The following is a 14,464-nucleotide window of genomic DNA, read 5'->3' as shown; positions in this document are numbered from 1 at the left end:
ATGTGCGGCGCTACTCGAAGCGCGCAGCGACCTCTTCGTAGCGGTCCGCGACGTCGTCCCAGTCGACGACCTCGAAGAAGTTGTCGACGAAGTCGCCGCGGTCGGGGCCGTAGTCGTAGTAGTAGGAGTGCTCCCAGACGTCCAGCGCGAGGATGGGATGGGAGCCCCAGAGAGCGCCCTGGTCGTGCTTGTCGACGACGACGTTGCGGAGCTGCTCGGAGTGGCTGTCGTACACGAGGAGCGCCCAGCCACCCGCGGCGGACGCGGCGGCCTCGAACTCGCCCTTCCACGCCTCGTAGGAGCCGAAGTCCTCCTCGATGCGCGCGGCGAGGGCGCCGGCGGGTTCGCCGCCGCCGTTCGGGCTCATGTTGTTCCAGAAGATGGAGTGCAGGATGTGCCCGGAGCCGTTGTGGGTCACGTTGCCGATGGCGCCCGCCGACGAGGAGAAGTCACCCTCCTCGCGGTTGGCTTCGAGGGTCTCCTCGGCGCTGTTCCAGCCGTTGACGTAGCCCTGGTGGTGAGTGTCGTGATGCCACGTCAGCACCTGCTCGGAGATGTGCGGTTCGAGTGCGTCGTAGTCGTACGGAAGCGGTGGAAGTTCGTAGTCACTCATGGTGCGGTCTCCCGGGAAGTACCATCGTAGCGGTTCGTGTTAAACGTTTGTGGCGTCTATGCTAGCACACAACACGAAAAACCGGCGAGTGACGCCGCTTGCCGGCGGTTTGGATGGTCAGTCACATACGTCGGGAGCTTCGACCCACGCGTATGCGCTCGTGGCGCGGCGTCGGCCTCGTGACCGGGTGGCAGTTCACGGCGAGCCTCGCGTTCTACGCCATCTTCGCGTCGACGGCGTTCGTGCGCGAGGACTTCGGCATCTCCCGCGCGCTCACCGGCACCGTCGTCACCGCCATCATGCTCGGCTACACCGTCCTCCTGTTCGGGACGGGCGCCGCCGTCGACGGCTACGGCGAGCGTCCCGTGATGGTCGTCGGACTGCTCGGGATGGCGGTCGGCTGCGTCGGCGTCGCGTTCGCGCCGACGTTCCCGCTGTTGCTCGCCGCGCTCGTCGTCCTCGGGTTCGCGTACGCCACCGCGATGCCCGCCACCAACCGCGCCATCGTCGCCGTCTCCCCGCGGGACAGCCGGAACCTCGCGATGAACGTCAAGCAAGTCGGCGTCACCGCCGGTTCCGGTCTCGGCGCGCTCCTCGTCACCGCCGTCGCTGCCACCCGCTTCGGCTGGCGCGGCGGCTTCCTCGTCGTCGCCGGCGCGGCCGTCGTCGTCGCCGCGGCGTTCGCCGCCGGCTACGAGGGGACGACCGGCTCCGGCACGCTCTCGATGCCGGACGTCCGCGGCCTCCTCGACGACCCCGCGTACCGCGGGCTCGTTCTCGCCGGTCTGTTCCTCGGCGCGGCGGTGTTCACGACCACGGGCTACGTCGTCCTCCACATGACCGAATCCGTCGCGGTCGCCGCGGGCTTCGCTGGCGCCGTCCTCGCCGGCGTGCAGGTCTCGGGCAGCGTCGGCCGCCTCGTCGGCGGCGCGCTCTCCGACCGGATGAGCGGCGCGCCGTCACGCGGCCCCGCGCTCGTGTTGACCGCGCAGGGCGTCCTCGCCGCCGTCTGCTTCCTCGGCGTCACCGTCGCGGAGACGCCGTGGACGTCCGCGGTCGCGTTCGCGCTACTGGGCCTGTTCATCCTTGGGTTCCCCGGCGTCTACTACGCCACGATGACCGCCATCGTGGACGACGACGAGGTCGGCGCCGCCACCGCCGGCGGCCAGACCACGCTGAACCTCGGCGGCATCGCCGCGCCGCCGCTGTTCGGATTCGTCGTGGACGGCTTCAGTTACGACATCGCGTGGACGCTCGCCGCCGCCGTCACCGCCGTCGGCGCCGTCGTCGTCTGGACGCAGGTCGCACGGCGGGCTTAGTCGTCGCCGCGCGATTTCCCGCTCAGACTGGTTGCGACCGGACAGTGGCCTATCGGTAGGAGACACAATCCAGTCGCAACGAGCAACTCCGCTTCGGCTACTGGAATTTCGTTCAGGGGTTCGTCAGTAGGTCTCGACGTCGAGGCCGGGGACGCGGTCGAAGTGGTCGTCGCGCGTGACAATCCGCGCGTCGTGGTGCCGGCAGACGCCCGCAATCAGCGTGTCGCCGAGATTGACGCAGGCACCGTCGTCGAGCAGTGACGCCTCAATCAGCGCGGCCTCCCGCGCTGCCGGCTCGGTCAACGGCAGCGCGTCCAGCCACGCCAAGCCGTCCGCCGCCGTCTCCAGTTGGTCGCTGCCGCCTGCCTGCGCGGCGCCACGGTACACCTCGAACAGCGACAGCGACACCGCGTGGAACGGCTTCGCCTCGTTCGCTGCGAGGTAGTCCGCCGTCGCGTCAACGCCATCGAGGTAGTCGAGCAGGAACGTCGTGTCGAAGACGAGCATCTACCGCTCGCCTCGCGCTCGCAGGTCGGCGTCCAGCTCGCCCCGTGTGTCTTCGACGGCGTCGCGGAACCCGTCGACGTCCTGCATCGACCCGAAGCCCGACATGAGGTCGCGGTCGCCGCCCGCGAGCCGAAGAATGGTATCGGTGAAGCTCTCGTCGTCCCGCTTGTGTTCTTTCAGGCGCTCGTAGGCCTCTTCGGTGATTGTGAGGCTCTTCGTCCCCATACGTGTACGTCTACACGCACACGTACTTAGTCGGTTTGGCGACCGACACTGCCGAACGGACGACACCCCGGACGGGTACGACGAGCGTTCGCAACCAACAGCAAGCTAAGGCCTGTCCCTGTACTGACTTGGCGTTTCACCGCTTTCACCGAACAGAGAACCCGTACTACCGACGACGCTCAGTCGTCGCCGCGCGCCCGCTCGAACATCGAAATCGCCTGCTCGCGGCGCTCGCCGTGGTCCACAATCGGGTCCGGGTAGTCGGGCGCCAGCGCCGCGCGCTCGTCGGCGTCTAACTCCGGCCACGCGTGAATCTTCTCTGCGGGCACGTCGCGTAGCTCGGGGACGTACTCGGTGATGTACTCGGCGTCCGGGTCGTAGCGCTCGCCCTGCGTCGTGGGGTTGAAGATGCGGAAGTACGGCTGGGCGTCCGTGCCCGTGGAGGCCGCCCACTGCCAGCCGCCGTTGTCGTTGGCGGTGTCGTGGTCGACGAGGTGCTCGCGGAAGTGGTCGTAGCCCTCGCGCCAGTCCTGCAGCAAGTCCTTCGTGAGGAACGACGCGACGATCATCCGCACGCGGTTGTGCATATACGCCTCCTCGCGGAGTTGCCGCATCCCCGCGTCGACGATTGGGTAGCCGGTCTCCCCGCGCTTCCACGCCGCCAGTTCGGCGTCGTCCTCGCGCCACTCGATTGGCTGCTCGTACTCCTTGTAGTTCTGTGAGACGACGCCGGGGTTGAAGTACAGTACTTGCGCGTAGAACTCCCGCCACGCGAGTTGCCCCTGGTACTCCTCAACGCTCGCGCGCTCCTCGTCGTTGTCCGCCTCGGCCATCGCGTCCTCCGTTCGCTCGTACAGTTCGCGGACGCCGATGGTTCCGAACTTGAGGTCCTGGGAGAGGCGAGACGTCGCCGCTTCCGCGGGGTAGTCGCGGGCCTCCTCGTAGCGGAAGACGGCGTCCTCGCAGAAGTCTTCCAAGCGCTCGCGGGCCGCTTCGGTGCCCGCGTCCGGCAGTGCTGCGTCGGGCTCCGCGAATCCGAGGTCCGCTAATGTCGGCAACTCTTCGCCGGAGACGTCCGCGAAGTCGCCAGCCGACGGCTCGGGGACGGGGTCGGGTTTCTCGCGGTCGCGCCACTTCTTCCAGAAGTACGTGTACACGGAGTAGGGGTCGCCGGCGTTCGTGCGAATCGCGCCCGGCTCGTGGAAGACGGCGTCGTGGTATTGTTCGTGACCGACGTCCGCGTCCCCGAGCGCGGCGCGGACGGCTTCGTCGCGCTCGCGGGCGAGCCCCGAGTAGTCGTGGTTCCAGACGACGCGGTCGGCGCTGTACTCCTCGGCGAGGTCGGATAGCACCGCCGACGGGTCGCCGCGACGCACGAGCAGGTCGCTACTGAGGTCGCGGTAGCGCGCCCGGAGGTCGGCGAGCGCGTCCAGCATGAACGCCACACGGGGCGGGCTCGCGTGATCGAGGACGACGTCGTCGAAGCAGAACACGGGAACGACCTCGCCCGACTCGGCGGCCGCGGCGAGCCCGCGGTTGTCGGCCGTGCGGAGGTCGCGGCGGTGCCAGAACAGCTGCATGCCCGACTCGTCGGCCGGGGACTGCGAAAAAGTACCGGAGACCCCAGCGTCGAATCGCGGGTTTCGGACGGCGCGGGACTCGCTGCGGCCGTCGGGTGTTTCCCGACGCCGGCGCTACAGCCGGGTAGATGTCTGCCGAGATCCGAACCACCGAGGACGTCCGGAATCGGAGCAGTGTCGCGGGGAAGACGGCCGTCGTGACCGGCGGGTCCAGCGGTATCGGGCGCGCCATCGCGGCGGCGTTCGTCGCCGACGGCGCTGACGTCGTCGTCTGCTCGCGCACGCAGGCCGACGTGGACGCCGTCGCCGAGGAACTGAACGACGCGGACCTGCCGGGGTCGGTGCTGCCCGTCGAGTGCGACGTCACCGACCGCGACGACGTCGACGCGCTCGCGACCGCTACCGTCGAGGAGTTCGGCGGCGTCGACGTGCTCGTGAACAACGCCGGCGGGGCCGGCGAAGGCGGGCCGCTCCACGAGGTGTCGCCGGCGGAGTGGGAGCGCGTCGTCGACGTGAACCTCACCGGCACTTACAACGTCACGCACGCGTTTGCCGACCCTCTCCGCGAGGACGGCGGCGCGGTCGTCAACACGGCGAGTATGGCCGGCCGGTACGGCGTCGCGGGGATGGGACCGTACAGCGCCGCGAAGGCCGGCGTCGTCTCGCTGACGCGCACGCTCGCCAGCGAGTGGGCGGCCGACGACGTCCGCGTGAACGCCGTCAACCCCGGGTTCATCGCGACTGAGGGCGTCCGCGAGTGGCTCGGCATCGAGGGGATTCCGGACCGCGAGACCGTCGACCGCGAGGTCGGAACGACCGAGGAAGTCGCCGACGTCGTCCGCTTCCTCGCCAGCGACGCCGCGTCGTTCGTCACTGGCCAGACTGTCGCGCCGACCGGTCCGCCGAACCTCTACACGGCCCCACAGTAGCTACTCGAAGACGCGGAACGACCCGCGGCCGACTGCGACTTCCACACGCTCTCCTTCGTCGTCCTCGCAGGTGACCGTCACCTCAGCAACGCCGACCGTGGAACCGACGCGGATGACGTCCGCTTCCGCGACGAGGTCGCCGCGTGCGGGCCGGAGGTACGAGACGTTCAGGTCGATGGTGGCGACGCCCGCGGTGACCGGTTCGTCGAGGGTCGTGCGGACGGCGAGCCCGCCGGCGGTGTCGATGATGGTGGCGGCGATGCCGCCGTGGACGTTCCCCTCGCCTGCACCGTGGTTGGTGAGCTTCTCGTCGTAGGGGATGCGCAGGGCCATCTCGCCGTCCGCAACGCGCTCCACGGAGAGGTCCAGAAACGAGAGGAAGCCGTGGTCGTCAACGTACGACTGGATGAACGCCTGCACGTCATCGGCGTCGAAGGCTGTCATGCGTTCGGATGTGCGGCCACCCGTCAAAAGGCCACCGAGTCGCCGCGACTTCGCCAACACCAGAATTATTGATGATGGACGTCGTTTGCCGCAGTAGCCGTGACGAATCTAGTTCGACACATCGAGGACGTCGTCGACGAGCAGCCGGAGCGACCCGCGGTCGTCTACGAGGACACCGAGCTGTCCTACGGGGAGTTCTGGGCGCAGACCGGGCAGTTCGCCGCCGCGCTCCGCGAGAGCGGCGTCGAGGCCGGCGACGTCGTCGGCATCTACCTCCCGAACCTCCCGCAGTTCGTCGTCGCCTTCCACGGCGCGCTGCGCGCGGGGTGTGCGGTCGTGCCGATGAATCCCCAGTACAAGAGCCGCGAAATCCGCCACCTGCTCTCTGACTCCGGCGCGGAGACGGTCGTCGCGCTCGCCGACGTCGTGCCGTTCGTCGAGCAGGTACGCGACGACACGGATGTCGAGCGCGTCGTCACCGTCGGCGGAGACGCCGACACTGGCACGCCGTTCCGAGCGTTCCTGACGGACGGCGACGACAGCGTCGCCGAGCGCGCGGACGACGACCTCGCTGTCCAGCCGTACACCTCCGGCACCACCGGGAAACCGAAGGGCGTCCAGCTCACCCACCATAACCTCGCGTCCAACGCCAAGCAGTCCCAGGACATCGTCGAGGGCGGCGTCCAGCCCTCCGACAGCAAGATCGGCGTGCTACCGCTGTTCCACATCTACGGGATGACGGTCGCGATGAACGCCGCGCTGTTCTCCGGGGCGTCGTTCTACCCGCTGCCCGCGTGGGACGCCCAGGAGGCGCTGTCGCTCGTCGAGGACGCGGAACTCACGCTGTTCGACGGCGTCCCCGCGATGTACAACGACATCGTGAACCAGCCCAACGCCGAGGAGTTCGACCTCTCCAGCCTGCGCCAGTGCACGGCCGGGGGGTCCGGACTCCCGGTAGAGGTGCTGCGGCGCTTCGAGGAGGTATTCCCCGTGAAAATCTACGAGGGGTACGGGCTCACGGAGACCAGCCCGGTGACGCACTTCAATACGCCGAAGTGGGGGCGCCGCGTCGGCTCCATCGGGAAACCCCTCGAAGGAATTGACGCCCGCATCGTCACCGAGGAGTTCGAGACGGTGCCGCCGATAGACCGCGGGCCGGTCGACGAGGACGACGCCGACATGGACGACATCACGGGCGAACTGGTCGTCTCCGGCCCGAACGTGATGAAGGGGTACTCGGGCCTGCCGGAGGCCAACGAGGAGGCGTTCACCGAGGCCGACGGGAAGCGGTGGTTCCACACGGGTGACCTCGGCTACCACGACGAGGACGGCTACTTCTACGTCGCGGACCGCAAGAAGCACATGATCAACACCGCGGGCTACAACGTCTACCCCCGCGAAATCGAGGAGCTGCTGTTCGAGCACGACGCGATTGCGGACGCCGCGGTCGTCGGCATCCCGGACGAGCGCCGCGGCGAGACGGTGAAGGCGTTCGTCGTGAAGGCGCCGGACGCCGACGTGACCGCCGACGAAATCAAGCAGTACTCCCTGGAGCGCCTCGCCGAGTACAAGCACCCCCGCGAAATCGAGTTCGTCGAGGAGCTCCCGCGCACGACCACCGGGAAGGTCCAGAAGTTCGAACTCGTCGAGGAGTAGGCCGGCCAACCCGCCGCGGGTTGTCGGGAGTTGACGGAGTTTTATGCGGTGCTGTGCCGAACCCGCGAGCGTGACTCGCCGCACTGTCCACCTGCCGGTCGCCGCACAGGACTCCCTCGACGACGTCGTCGGCATCGGGGAGCGCGCCGAACGACTGGGCTACGACCGCGTGTGGTTCCCGGAGACGTGGGGGCGGGACGCCGTCACCACGCTCGCCGCCCTCGCCGACCGCACCGACACCATCGGCGTCGGGACGAGCATCGTGAACACCTACTCGCGGAGCGCCGCGCTCCTCGGGCAGACCGCCGCCACGCTCCAAGAGCACTCCGGCGGCCGGTTCCGCCTCGGCCTCGGGCCGAGCGGTCCCGCGGTCATCGAGGGCTGGCACGGCGAGGACTTCGGGAACCCCCTGAAGCGCACCCGCGAGTACGTCGAGGTGGTCCGGCAGGTGCTCTCGGGCGACCAGGTCGATTACGACGGCGACGTCGTCCAGACGCGGGGCTTCCGGCTGCGACAGGGAGCGCCCGAGCCCGCGCCCGAAATCGACGTGACGGGCATGGGGCCGAAGGCGGTCGAGCTCGCGGGCCGGTTCGCGGACGGCTGGCACGCGCTGATGTTCACGCAGGCGGGCTTCGAGGAGCGCTACGCGGACCTCCAGCGCGGCGCGGACCTCGGCGACCGCGACGTCGAGGACGTCCAGACGACGTTCGTGCTGCCGTGCTGTGCGCTCGACGACGGCGAGCGCGCCCGCGACCTCGCCCGCCAGCACCTCGCGTTCTACGTCGGCGGCATGGGGACGTTCTACCGGGACGCGCTCGCCCGGCAGGGCTACGAGGACGCCGCCGAGACCATCCACGGCGCGTGGCAGGACGGCGACCAGGAGCGCGCGGTCGCCGCCGTCTCCGACGACTTGCTGGACGCGCTGGCGGCCGCCGGCACGCCCGAGCAGGTCCGGGAGCGCGTCGCCGACTTCGCGGCCGTCGAGGGCATCGACGCCATCGCCGTCTCGTTCCCGCGAGCCGCCGACCGCGCGGTCATCGACGAGACGCTGGCGGTCGTCGCCCCCGAGTGAGAGACTTCGACCGTTCTTTGAGCTATCAGGCGTTCTTTACGTCCACTCCGTCAGGGTGGCGTATGGACAGTCGAGGCAAGCGAGTCCTGTTGGCCGCCGCCGTCGCCGCGCTCGCGGCGACCGCGGGCTGTAGCGCGCTCGGGTTCGGGAGTTCGGCGACGACGACGCTCCTCGTCGTCAACGACGACGAGACGAGCCACGACGTGACCGTCAAGGTGCTGAACGACGGCGCCGCGGTCTACAGCGAGAACGCGACGGTCGGCGCCGAGACCGACGCGGAGCTGCCGGCGTTCGAGGGCAGCGGCACGTACACCGTCGCCGTCACGGTCGATGGGGAGACGACCGAGCAGTCCTACGAGTTCACCGGCGACGACGACACTGTCTCCGTCGGCGTCGGCAACGACGCCACGGTCACGGTCGGCGGGTAGTCAGGGGAGCGCGTCGATGCCGTCGCGGCGGCCGTCAAGCACGTCGAAGCGCTCGCCGCGCCGGCGTTCGAGCCAGTAGAGGAGGCGTTCCGCCCACGCCAGTTTCTTCGCTTTCTGCTCGCCGACCGCGGGGTCGTCGAAGTCCCAGCCGGGGAAGACGAGTTCGGCGGCGCCGAGGTGGTCCGCGAGGAACGCCGCGCGGTCGCCGTCCGTGAACCCGCCGAAGTCGTACACCGCGTCCGCGGGCTCGGCCTGCGTCGTCGCGAGGACGTGCGCGAGGTCGAACTCGGGGACGTACTCGCGGACGGCGGGCACGTTGTCGCCGTGGGCGTGCGCCGCGACCGGCGTCCCCGCTTCCGTGAGCCGGCGCGCCGTCTCGGGGTTCTTGTCGAGGTCGGTCACCATCAGGTCGGTGTCGATGCCCGCGTCGGCGAGCACGTCAACGGCCGTCGACGCCGCGAACACCACGTCCGCGTCGGCCGCGATCGCGGTCTCGTCGGCCAGCGACGGCGCGCCACCGGCGATGGCGACCCGCTGGCCCGCGCAGTCGAGCCGCGTCAGGTCGAACGGCTCGGCGTACTCAGCGAGTACGTCCCGCGCCCGCTCGTCGGCGCGCCGCTCGAAGCCGAAGTCGGCGAGAATCCGCTCGTAGACCGGCGCCCAGTCGGCGAACTCCATGGGCGTCGCTACGCGGCTGAATAAATGAAAGGATTCCTGGTTCGAGCCGGGACGCCCCGCGAAGTACCCCTACCCAGCGGGGGTCCGGCTTCCAATCCCGGATTTTGGCCCCGCCGGTATAAGCTTTCCCGTTACGTGCGGGTCGCCCACGCCGCGGCGAGCTCCGCGAGGACGCCGTCCCGGGATTCCAACGACCGGGCTGCTGCGCGGAGCACACTGACGGGGGCCGCGACGAACGCCGGGTCACCGCCCGTGACGGTGACGCCCTCGGCCGCCAGCGCCGCGCGCTCGTCGTCGCCGAGCCCGTGGACCTCGTACGCGCGAGCGGCCGCGTCGCCGGCGCCGTCGAGGTCGCCGTCGAGGCGCGCGACGTGGCGCTCGGCCTCCCGCACGGTCGTCACGTCCAGTTCCTCCACGCGGCCGTCGTCGTGGCGGTCGCGGCGGAACTCGTACCCGATGAGGGCGGCGTCCCGCGTCTCCGCGACGTCGTGGGTCCGAATCACGTGCGCGCCGCGCTCGACGGCCATCGACGTCGCCGCCAGCGAGACGGGCAGCGCCTCCTCCGTGGAGCGGCCGGCGACCTCCCGGAGGAAGTTCTTGCGGTTGATGGAGACGAGGATGGGATAGCCGTGCCCGCGGAACTCCCGGAGGCGGTCGAAGGTCTCGCGGTCGTCTTCGAGGGTCTTGGCCTCGCTCCACCCGCCGAACGCCGGGTCCACGATGGTCTTGTCCGTGAAGCCGTTCAGTTCGAGCGCGTCGTAGATGTCGTCCACGTCTTCGACGGCCCCGGGGCGTTCGAGGTCCGGCGGGCTCGCCATCTTCGCGACGGCGACGTCGTGGGCCTCACAGACCGCGGGCATCTCGGGGTCGGCGAACCCGCAGATGTCGTTGACCATGTCGAAGCCCCGCGAGAGCGCCTCGTCGGCGACCTCCGCGTACCGCGTCTCGATGGAGAACACCGCGTCCCCCTCCACGCGCTCGATGGTCTCGACGGCGGTTTCGAGGCGGTCCAGTTCCTGCTCGGCGGAGAGCACGTCGAACTTCTTGTTCGCGGACTCGAGGCCGACGTCGACGATGTCCGCGCCCTCGCCGACGAGCGCCTCGTCGACGTACGCGGCCGCCTCGTCGGGGTCGTCGAAGACGCTGGGGTCGTACGGCGATTCCTTCGAGACGTTCAACACGCCCATGATGCGGGGCGGGTGGTCGTCTCCGATCGGGAGGCCGGCGGCGTCGACCGTCTGCATGCCTCGAAGGCGGCGCTGGCCCCTCAAAGGCGAATCGGTTCCGGGGACGCCGGCCGCCTCCCGCGGGACGGGAGCCTTCACGCGACTTTTGTACGTCGGCCGCGTACGCGCCGCCAATGAGCAAGGTGAGCATCGGCTTCCGGGGGTGGCGCTTCGAGGAGGACGACGTCTTCGACGAGCGCGGCGACTACCGGGACTTCGACGAGATGCCCGACGACGCCAGCGCGCGCCTGCGCCGACTGCCGGCGCTGATGGACCGACCCTGCGACGCCTGCTATCTGCTCCACGGCGACGACGACACCTCACGGAACACGCCCGCCGCCGTCTACGGCGAGCCCCGCGCGGAAGTGCTTTTGTGCGCCGAACACGAGGTCGACTTCTACTACTGGTTCCTCGAGGACGGCGGTGAGCAGTACCGCGGCACCGAACAGTTACAGGAGGCGTTCCGGGAGTGGTTCGCTGACGGCGGGCGCGCGCCCGACTGGTACGACGGCCCCGAGCACGTCGCCACCGACCCCGAGGAGACGCCGAACCCGGACATCCCGGACCCCGAGATTCACAACGTCGAGTTGCCCGAGGACGAGCAGGCCGGCATCGACCTCCGGCCGGAGATGGAGGGCGCCGACGACCTCGACTTGGACCTGGACGCCGACTACCCCACGAGCGATGAGTAAGCCAGCCGTCGCCGTCGTGGACGCCAAGACCTCGGGGAACGTCGGCACCATCGCGCGAGCGATGAAGAACTTCGGCTTCGAGGAGCTGCTGCTCGTGGACCCGCCGTACCTCGGCCGGGACTCGGAAGCCTACGGGTTCGCGGGGCAGGCCCGCGAGGACGTGCTCCCCAACGCCCGCGAGCTCTCCTTCGACGACCTCGTCTCGGAGTTCCACACGGTCGGGTTCACCGCCATCACGAACGAGGACGCCACCAAGCACGTGCGCTTCCCGTTCCGCACGCCCGCCGAGCTATCGGCGAGCCTCGCGGACGTGGAGGCGGACACCGCGCTGGTGTTCGGCCGGGAGCGCGTCGGCCTGACGAACGACGAGCTCGCGCGAATCGACGAGGTGGCGTCGATTCCCGCCTCCCACGACTACCCCGTGATGAACCTCGGGCAGGCCGCCACCGTCGCGCTGTACGAGCTCCGCGACCTCGCGATGAACGAGACCCAGCTGCCCGACGTCGAGCGCCACCGCGCCGAGGAGGAGTCAATCGAGCGCTTCTACGACCACGCCGAGGCGTTCCTCGCGGAGATAGACTACCCCGAGGAGAAACGCGACAAGGCGATGCGGATGCTCCGCCGGATGGTCGGCCGCACCCACCCGACGGGTCGGGAAATCAACACCGTGCTCGGGCTGTTGCGCCGCGCCGAGAACCAGATGGAGTAGCGGTCGTCACTCCTCGGGCAGCCACGACGGCCGCTCGACGGTCGCGTTCCCGAACTCGGAGAGGTCGTACGTGGTCCGTCGCGTGAAGCCGTCGTTGCCTCGCGTGACGTTGTACGCCGCGATGTAGCCCGTCTCGCTGACAGTGACGTAGCCGCTCGCGCCGGTCGCGGGCGCGAAGTCACGGTTGGCGATGCCGGTCACGTTGTACCGGACCGCCGGCACTCCTTCGACGGTGACGATTTCGGTGGCTGCGAGTCCGAGGTCGAGGAGCGGCCGGTCCAGTCGCTCGACGTCCGCGACGCCGGCTGTCGTCCAGTTCTCGTCCGGTCGGAGAGTCACCTCCTCGGTCTCGGGGTCGTACTCGAAGACGCCGTTCGGACTGTAGTACGCGTACGTGGTCCCGAACAGCGTGGCCTCCGACCGCACCGAGACGGTGCCCGCCTCCACGTCGACGGTCCTGACTATCGTCCGCGTTGCGTCGTCGTCGGAGGTGACGAACCGAGTTCTCCGCGAGACGTTCTCCACGGTGTCGGAGTGGGTCTGCTGGGGGAGCCCGATATCCGTGATGCCGTCCTGCGACCACCCCGGCGGGTACGAGAAGTTCTTGACGGTCGTCTCGGGCGTCGACGCCTGCTGGCCCGCGGGTGCGAGCCCGGCACAGCCGGCGAGCACGAGGAGGGAAGCCAGTGCCACTGGGAGGGACCACGAAGCGCGGCCGGTCATAGTTGAGAGTCTGGTCCGCTGGGAAAAAAGCTTGTGCGAGTTGGGACGTCCTTTCCCGGTGGGCGATTCTGTACAGCCGAACGCGGAGGCTAGCCTCACCGGACGACGACGTACGACGATTCCAGCCTCCGACTATCTCACCTATTGTGGCTATTCCCCGCTGTTCGCGCCATCACTCGCTGTTCCGGCACTCGTACATCACGGTCGGTCGCATCTCCAGTTTGACCTCGCCGTCCTGGTTGGTGACGGTGTGGTTCAGCGTGACGAGGCCGCGGCTGGGGTCGCTCTCCGAGCGCCGCGTCTCCAGCACCTCCACGCGGACGGACAGCGAGTCGCCGGGCACGGTCGGGTTCGGCCAGCGGAGCTTTTCGATGCCGAGCGCGCCGAGCGCGGCGGCCTCGCTGAAGTGGCCGTCGACGACGAGCCGCATCGCCATCGACGCGGTGTGCCAGCCGGAGGCCGCGAGGTCGCCGAAGTGCGACTCCTCGCGGGCGCGCTCGGGCTGCGTGTGGAACCACTGGGGGTCGTAGCGCTCGGCGAACTCCACGATTTCGGCCTCGGTGACGTCGTAGGAGCCGAACTCCAGGACGTCGCCCTCGTCGAGGTCTTCGAAGTAGACGGTCACGTCGGGGGAGTTCGAAATGGACCGCGTTAGCTGTTGGGGACGCGGCCGGCTAGTGGGAGCGGACGGCGTCGGCGGTGGTGACGACGGCCTCGAAGATGACGTCGCGTTCGAGCAGCGCGAAACCGAGGAAGATGGCCGCGAAGCCCGCCAGCGCCTGCGAATCGACGACCTGCCCGAGCAGCGCCCACGCCATCAGCGCGGCGACGACGGGTTCGAGGTAGCCGACGAGGTGCAGTTCCGTGGCGCCGATGCGGTCGAGTAGCTCGAAGTACAGCAGGAAGCCGACGCAGCCCGCGACCAGCGTGAGGTACGCGAGGCTGGCGAGCGCGGGGAGCGTCCACTCGACGCCGGCGAGGGATTCGCCGCGGGCGCCCGCGCCGACCCAGAGGACGCCCGAGCCGAGCAGCATCGCCCACGCTTCCATCGTCTCGACGGGGAGGTCCGTGGAGAGCGGGCGCGCGAGCACGGCGCCGAGCGCGAACGCGACGGCGCCGCCGAACACGAGCGCGACGCCGAGCAAGTCGGTGCCCCCGCCGCCCGGGGAGGCGACGATGACGACGCCCGCGAAGCCGGCGAGCAGGCCCAGTCCCTCCACGAGGTCCACGTCTGCGTCGAGGAGGACAGCGGCGAGGCCGGCGGTGAGTACGGGCGAGAGGCTGACGACGATGGCGGCGACGGCGCCGGAGACGCGGAGCTCCCCGAGGTAGAGGAGGCCGTGGTAGACGGCGATGACGAGGAGGCCGGCGACGCTGACCGCGAGCCACTCCTCGGTGCCGCGGGGCCGCCAGCGGTCGGTGGCGTAGGCGGCGTAGCCGAGGATGATGAGGCCGGCGAGGCTGTACCTGATGGCTGCGAACGAGAGGGCCGGCACGACGTGCAGCCCGATTTCGATGGCCGGGAACGACGTCCCCCAGATGGCGCCGAGCGCGAGGAACATCAGCGCGGCGGGGGAGACGCCCAACCCGGGGCGTTGGTAGCTCATATTTCTACAAACAGCTACGGATATATTAGAGTTTTCTTCAAAGAAGACTGGGTCGG

General features: G+C 69.4%; 17 protein-coding genes. 7 read left to right on the top strand and 10 right to left on the bottom strand.

Annotation, left to right across the window (positions count from 1 at the left end; genetic code table 11):
* Positions 1 to 10: 10 nt before the first annotated feature.
* Positions 11 to 613, bottom strand: a complete 603-nt coding sequence (sod, locus tag HHUB_RS06505; RefSeq protein WP_059056773.1) for a superoxide dismutase — start codon at positions 611 to 613, stop codon at positions 11 to 13.
* A gap of 152 nt (positions 614 to 765) precedes the next feature.
* Here sod and HHUB_RS06500 point away from each other — a divergent pair, with 152 nt between their 5' ends.
* Complete coding sequence (locus HHUB_RS06500; protein WP_082687187.1) at positions 766 to 1,932, top strand: MFS transporter; 1,167 nt, start codon at positions 766 to 768, stop codon at positions 1,930 to 1,932.
* A 123-nt stretch (positions 1,933 to 2,055) separates the two neighbouring features.
* Here the strand turns inward: HHUB_RS06500 and HHUB_RS06495 are convergent, their stop codons facing one another.
* The 3 genes from HHUB_RS06495 to HHUB_RS06485 all read right to left on the bottom strand — a co-directional run bounded on the left by HHUB_RS06495 (position 2,056) and on the right by HHUB_RS06485 (position 4,244).
* On the bottom strand, positions 2,056 to 2,439 hold the full coding sequence (locus HHUB_RS06495) for a PIN domain-containing protein (RefSeq protein WP_059056771.1): 384 nt from the start codon (positions 2,437 to 2,439) through the stop codon (positions 2,056 to 2,058).
* Complete coding sequence (locus tag HHUB_RS06490; protein WP_059056770.1) at positions 2,440 to 2,664, bottom strand: antitoxin VapB family protein; 225 nt, start codon at positions 2,662 to 2,664, stop codon at positions 2,440 to 2,442. It abuts the gene before it with no gap.
* A gap of 179 nt (positions 2,665 to 2,843) precedes the next feature.
* Positions 2,844 to 4,244 carry a cryptochrome/photolyase family protein gene (locus HHUB_RS06485; protein ID WP_059056769.1) on the bottom strand — a complete coding sequence of 467 codons (1,401 nt, stop codon included), beginning with the start codon at positions 4,242 to 4,244 and terminating at the stop codon, positions 2,844 to 2,846.
* Between the two features lie 128 nt (positions 4,245 to 4,372).
* On the opposite strand from HHUB_RS06485, the gene HHUB_RS06480 reads away from it, so the two are divergent.
* Positions 4,373 to 5,173, top strand: a complete 801-nt coding sequence (locus tag HHUB_RS06480) for an SDR family NAD(P)-dependent oxidoreductase (protein ID WP_059056768.1) — start codon at positions 4,373 to 4,375, stop codon at positions 5,171 to 5,173.
* On the opposite strand, the gene HHUB_RS06475 is transcribed toward HHUB_RS06480, so the two are convergent.
* On the bottom strand, positions 5,174 to 5,617 hold the full coding sequence (locus HHUB_RS06475) for a PaaI family thioesterase (protein ID WP_059056767.1): 444 nt from the start codon (positions 5,615 to 5,617) through the stop codon (positions 5,174 to 5,176).
* 99 nt (positions 5,618 to 5,716) lie between these two features.
* Between HHUB_RS06475 and HHUB_RS06470 the strand changes: the two genes are divergently transcribed.
* The 3 genes from HHUB_RS06470 (at position 5,717) to HHUB_RS06460 (ending at position 8,773) form a co-directional block, all read left to right on the top strand.
* A complete protein-coding gene (locus HHUB_RS06470) occupies positions 5,717 to 7,273 on the top strand; it encodes a long-chain-fatty-acid--CoA ligase (protein WP_059056766.1) in 1,557 nt (518 codons plus the stop codon).
* 70 nt (positions 7,274 to 7,343) lie between these two features.
* Entirely contained in the window at positions 7,344 to 8,345 is a 1,002-nt protein-coding gene (locus HHUB_RS06465) for a TIGR04024 family LLM class F420-dependent oxidoreductase (RefSeq protein ID WP_059056765.1), read from the top strand.
* Positions 8,346 to 8,407: 62 nt separating this feature from the next.
* Positions 8,408 to 8,773, top strand: coding sequence for a hypothetical protein (locus HHUB_RS06460; protein ID WP_059056764.1), 366 nt, complete (start codon positions 8,408 to 8,410; stop codon positions 8,771 to 8,773).
* Here HHUB_RS06460 and HHUB_RS06455 read toward each other — a convergent pair whose 3' ends face one another.
* Positions 8,774 to 9,451, bottom strand: a complete 678-nt coding sequence (locus HHUB_RS06455; protein ID WP_059056763.1) for a 6-hydroxymethylpterin diphosphokinase MptE-like protein — start codon at positions 9,449 to 9,451, stop codon at positions 8,774 to 8,776.
* A 131-nt stretch (positions 9,452 to 9,582) separates the two neighbouring features.
* The gene (gene folP / locus HHUB_RS06450; RefSeq protein WP_059056762.1) at positions 9,583 to 10,695 is read right to left on the bottom strand and encodes a dihydropteroate synthase; all 1,113 of its coding nucleotides are present in this window, start codon (positions 10,693 to 10,695) and stop codon (positions 9,583 to 9,585) included.
* Between the two features lie 116 nt (positions 10,696 to 10,811).
* On the opposite strand from folP, the gene HHUB_RS06445 reads away from it, so the two are divergent.
* Together HHUB_RS06445 and HHUB_RS06440 are read left to right on the top strand one after the other, a co-directional pair.
* On the top strand, positions 10,812 to 11,369 hold the full coding sequence (locus HHUB_RS06445; protein ID WP_059056761.1) for a hypothetical protein: 558 nt from the start codon (positions 10,812 to 10,814) through the stop codon (positions 11,367 to 11,369).
* Complete coding sequence (locus HHUB_RS06440; RefSeq protein WP_059056760.1) at positions 11,362 to 12,078, top strand: RNA methyltransferase; 717 nt, start codon at positions 11,362 to 11,364, stop codon at positions 12,076 to 12,078. Before HHUB_RS06445 ends, HHUB_RS06440 begins: the two co-directional genes overlap by 8 nt.
* A 6-nt stretch (positions 12,079 to 12,084) precedes the next feature.
* On the opposite strand, the gene HHUB_RS17230 is transcribed toward HHUB_RS06440, so the two are convergent.
* The 3 genes from HHUB_RS17230 to HHUB_RS06425 form a co-directional block, all read right to left on the bottom strand.
* A complete protein-coding gene (locus tag HHUB_RS17230; protein WP_238324029.1) occupies positions 12,085 to 12,771 on the bottom strand; it encodes a hypothetical protein in 687 nt (228 codons plus the stop codon).
* A gap of 202 nt (positions 12,772 to 12,973) precedes the next feature.
* Positions 12,974 to 13,426 carry a MaoC family dehydratase gene (locus tag HHUB_RS06430; protein ID WP_059056758.1) on the bottom strand — a complete coding sequence of 151 codons (453 nt, stop codon included), beginning with the start codon at positions 13,424 to 13,426 and terminating at the stop codon, positions 12,974 to 12,976.
* 49 nt (positions 13,427 to 13,475) lie between these two features.
* On the bottom strand, positions 13,476 to 14,408 hold the full coding sequence (locus HHUB_RS06425; RefSeq protein ID WP_059056757.1) for a DMT family transporter: 933 nt from the start codon (positions 14,406 to 14,408) through the stop codon (positions 13,476 to 13,478).
* Positions 14,409 to 14,464 lie beyond the last annotated feature (56 nt).

Origin of the sequence: Halobacterium hubeiense, assembly GCF_001488575.1 — an archaeon.
GTDB lineage: Archaea > Halobacteriota > Halobacteria > Halobacteriales > Halobacteriaceae > Halobacterium > Halobacterium hubeiense.
This window is presented reverse-complemented; position numbering and strand designations above follow the sequence as displayed.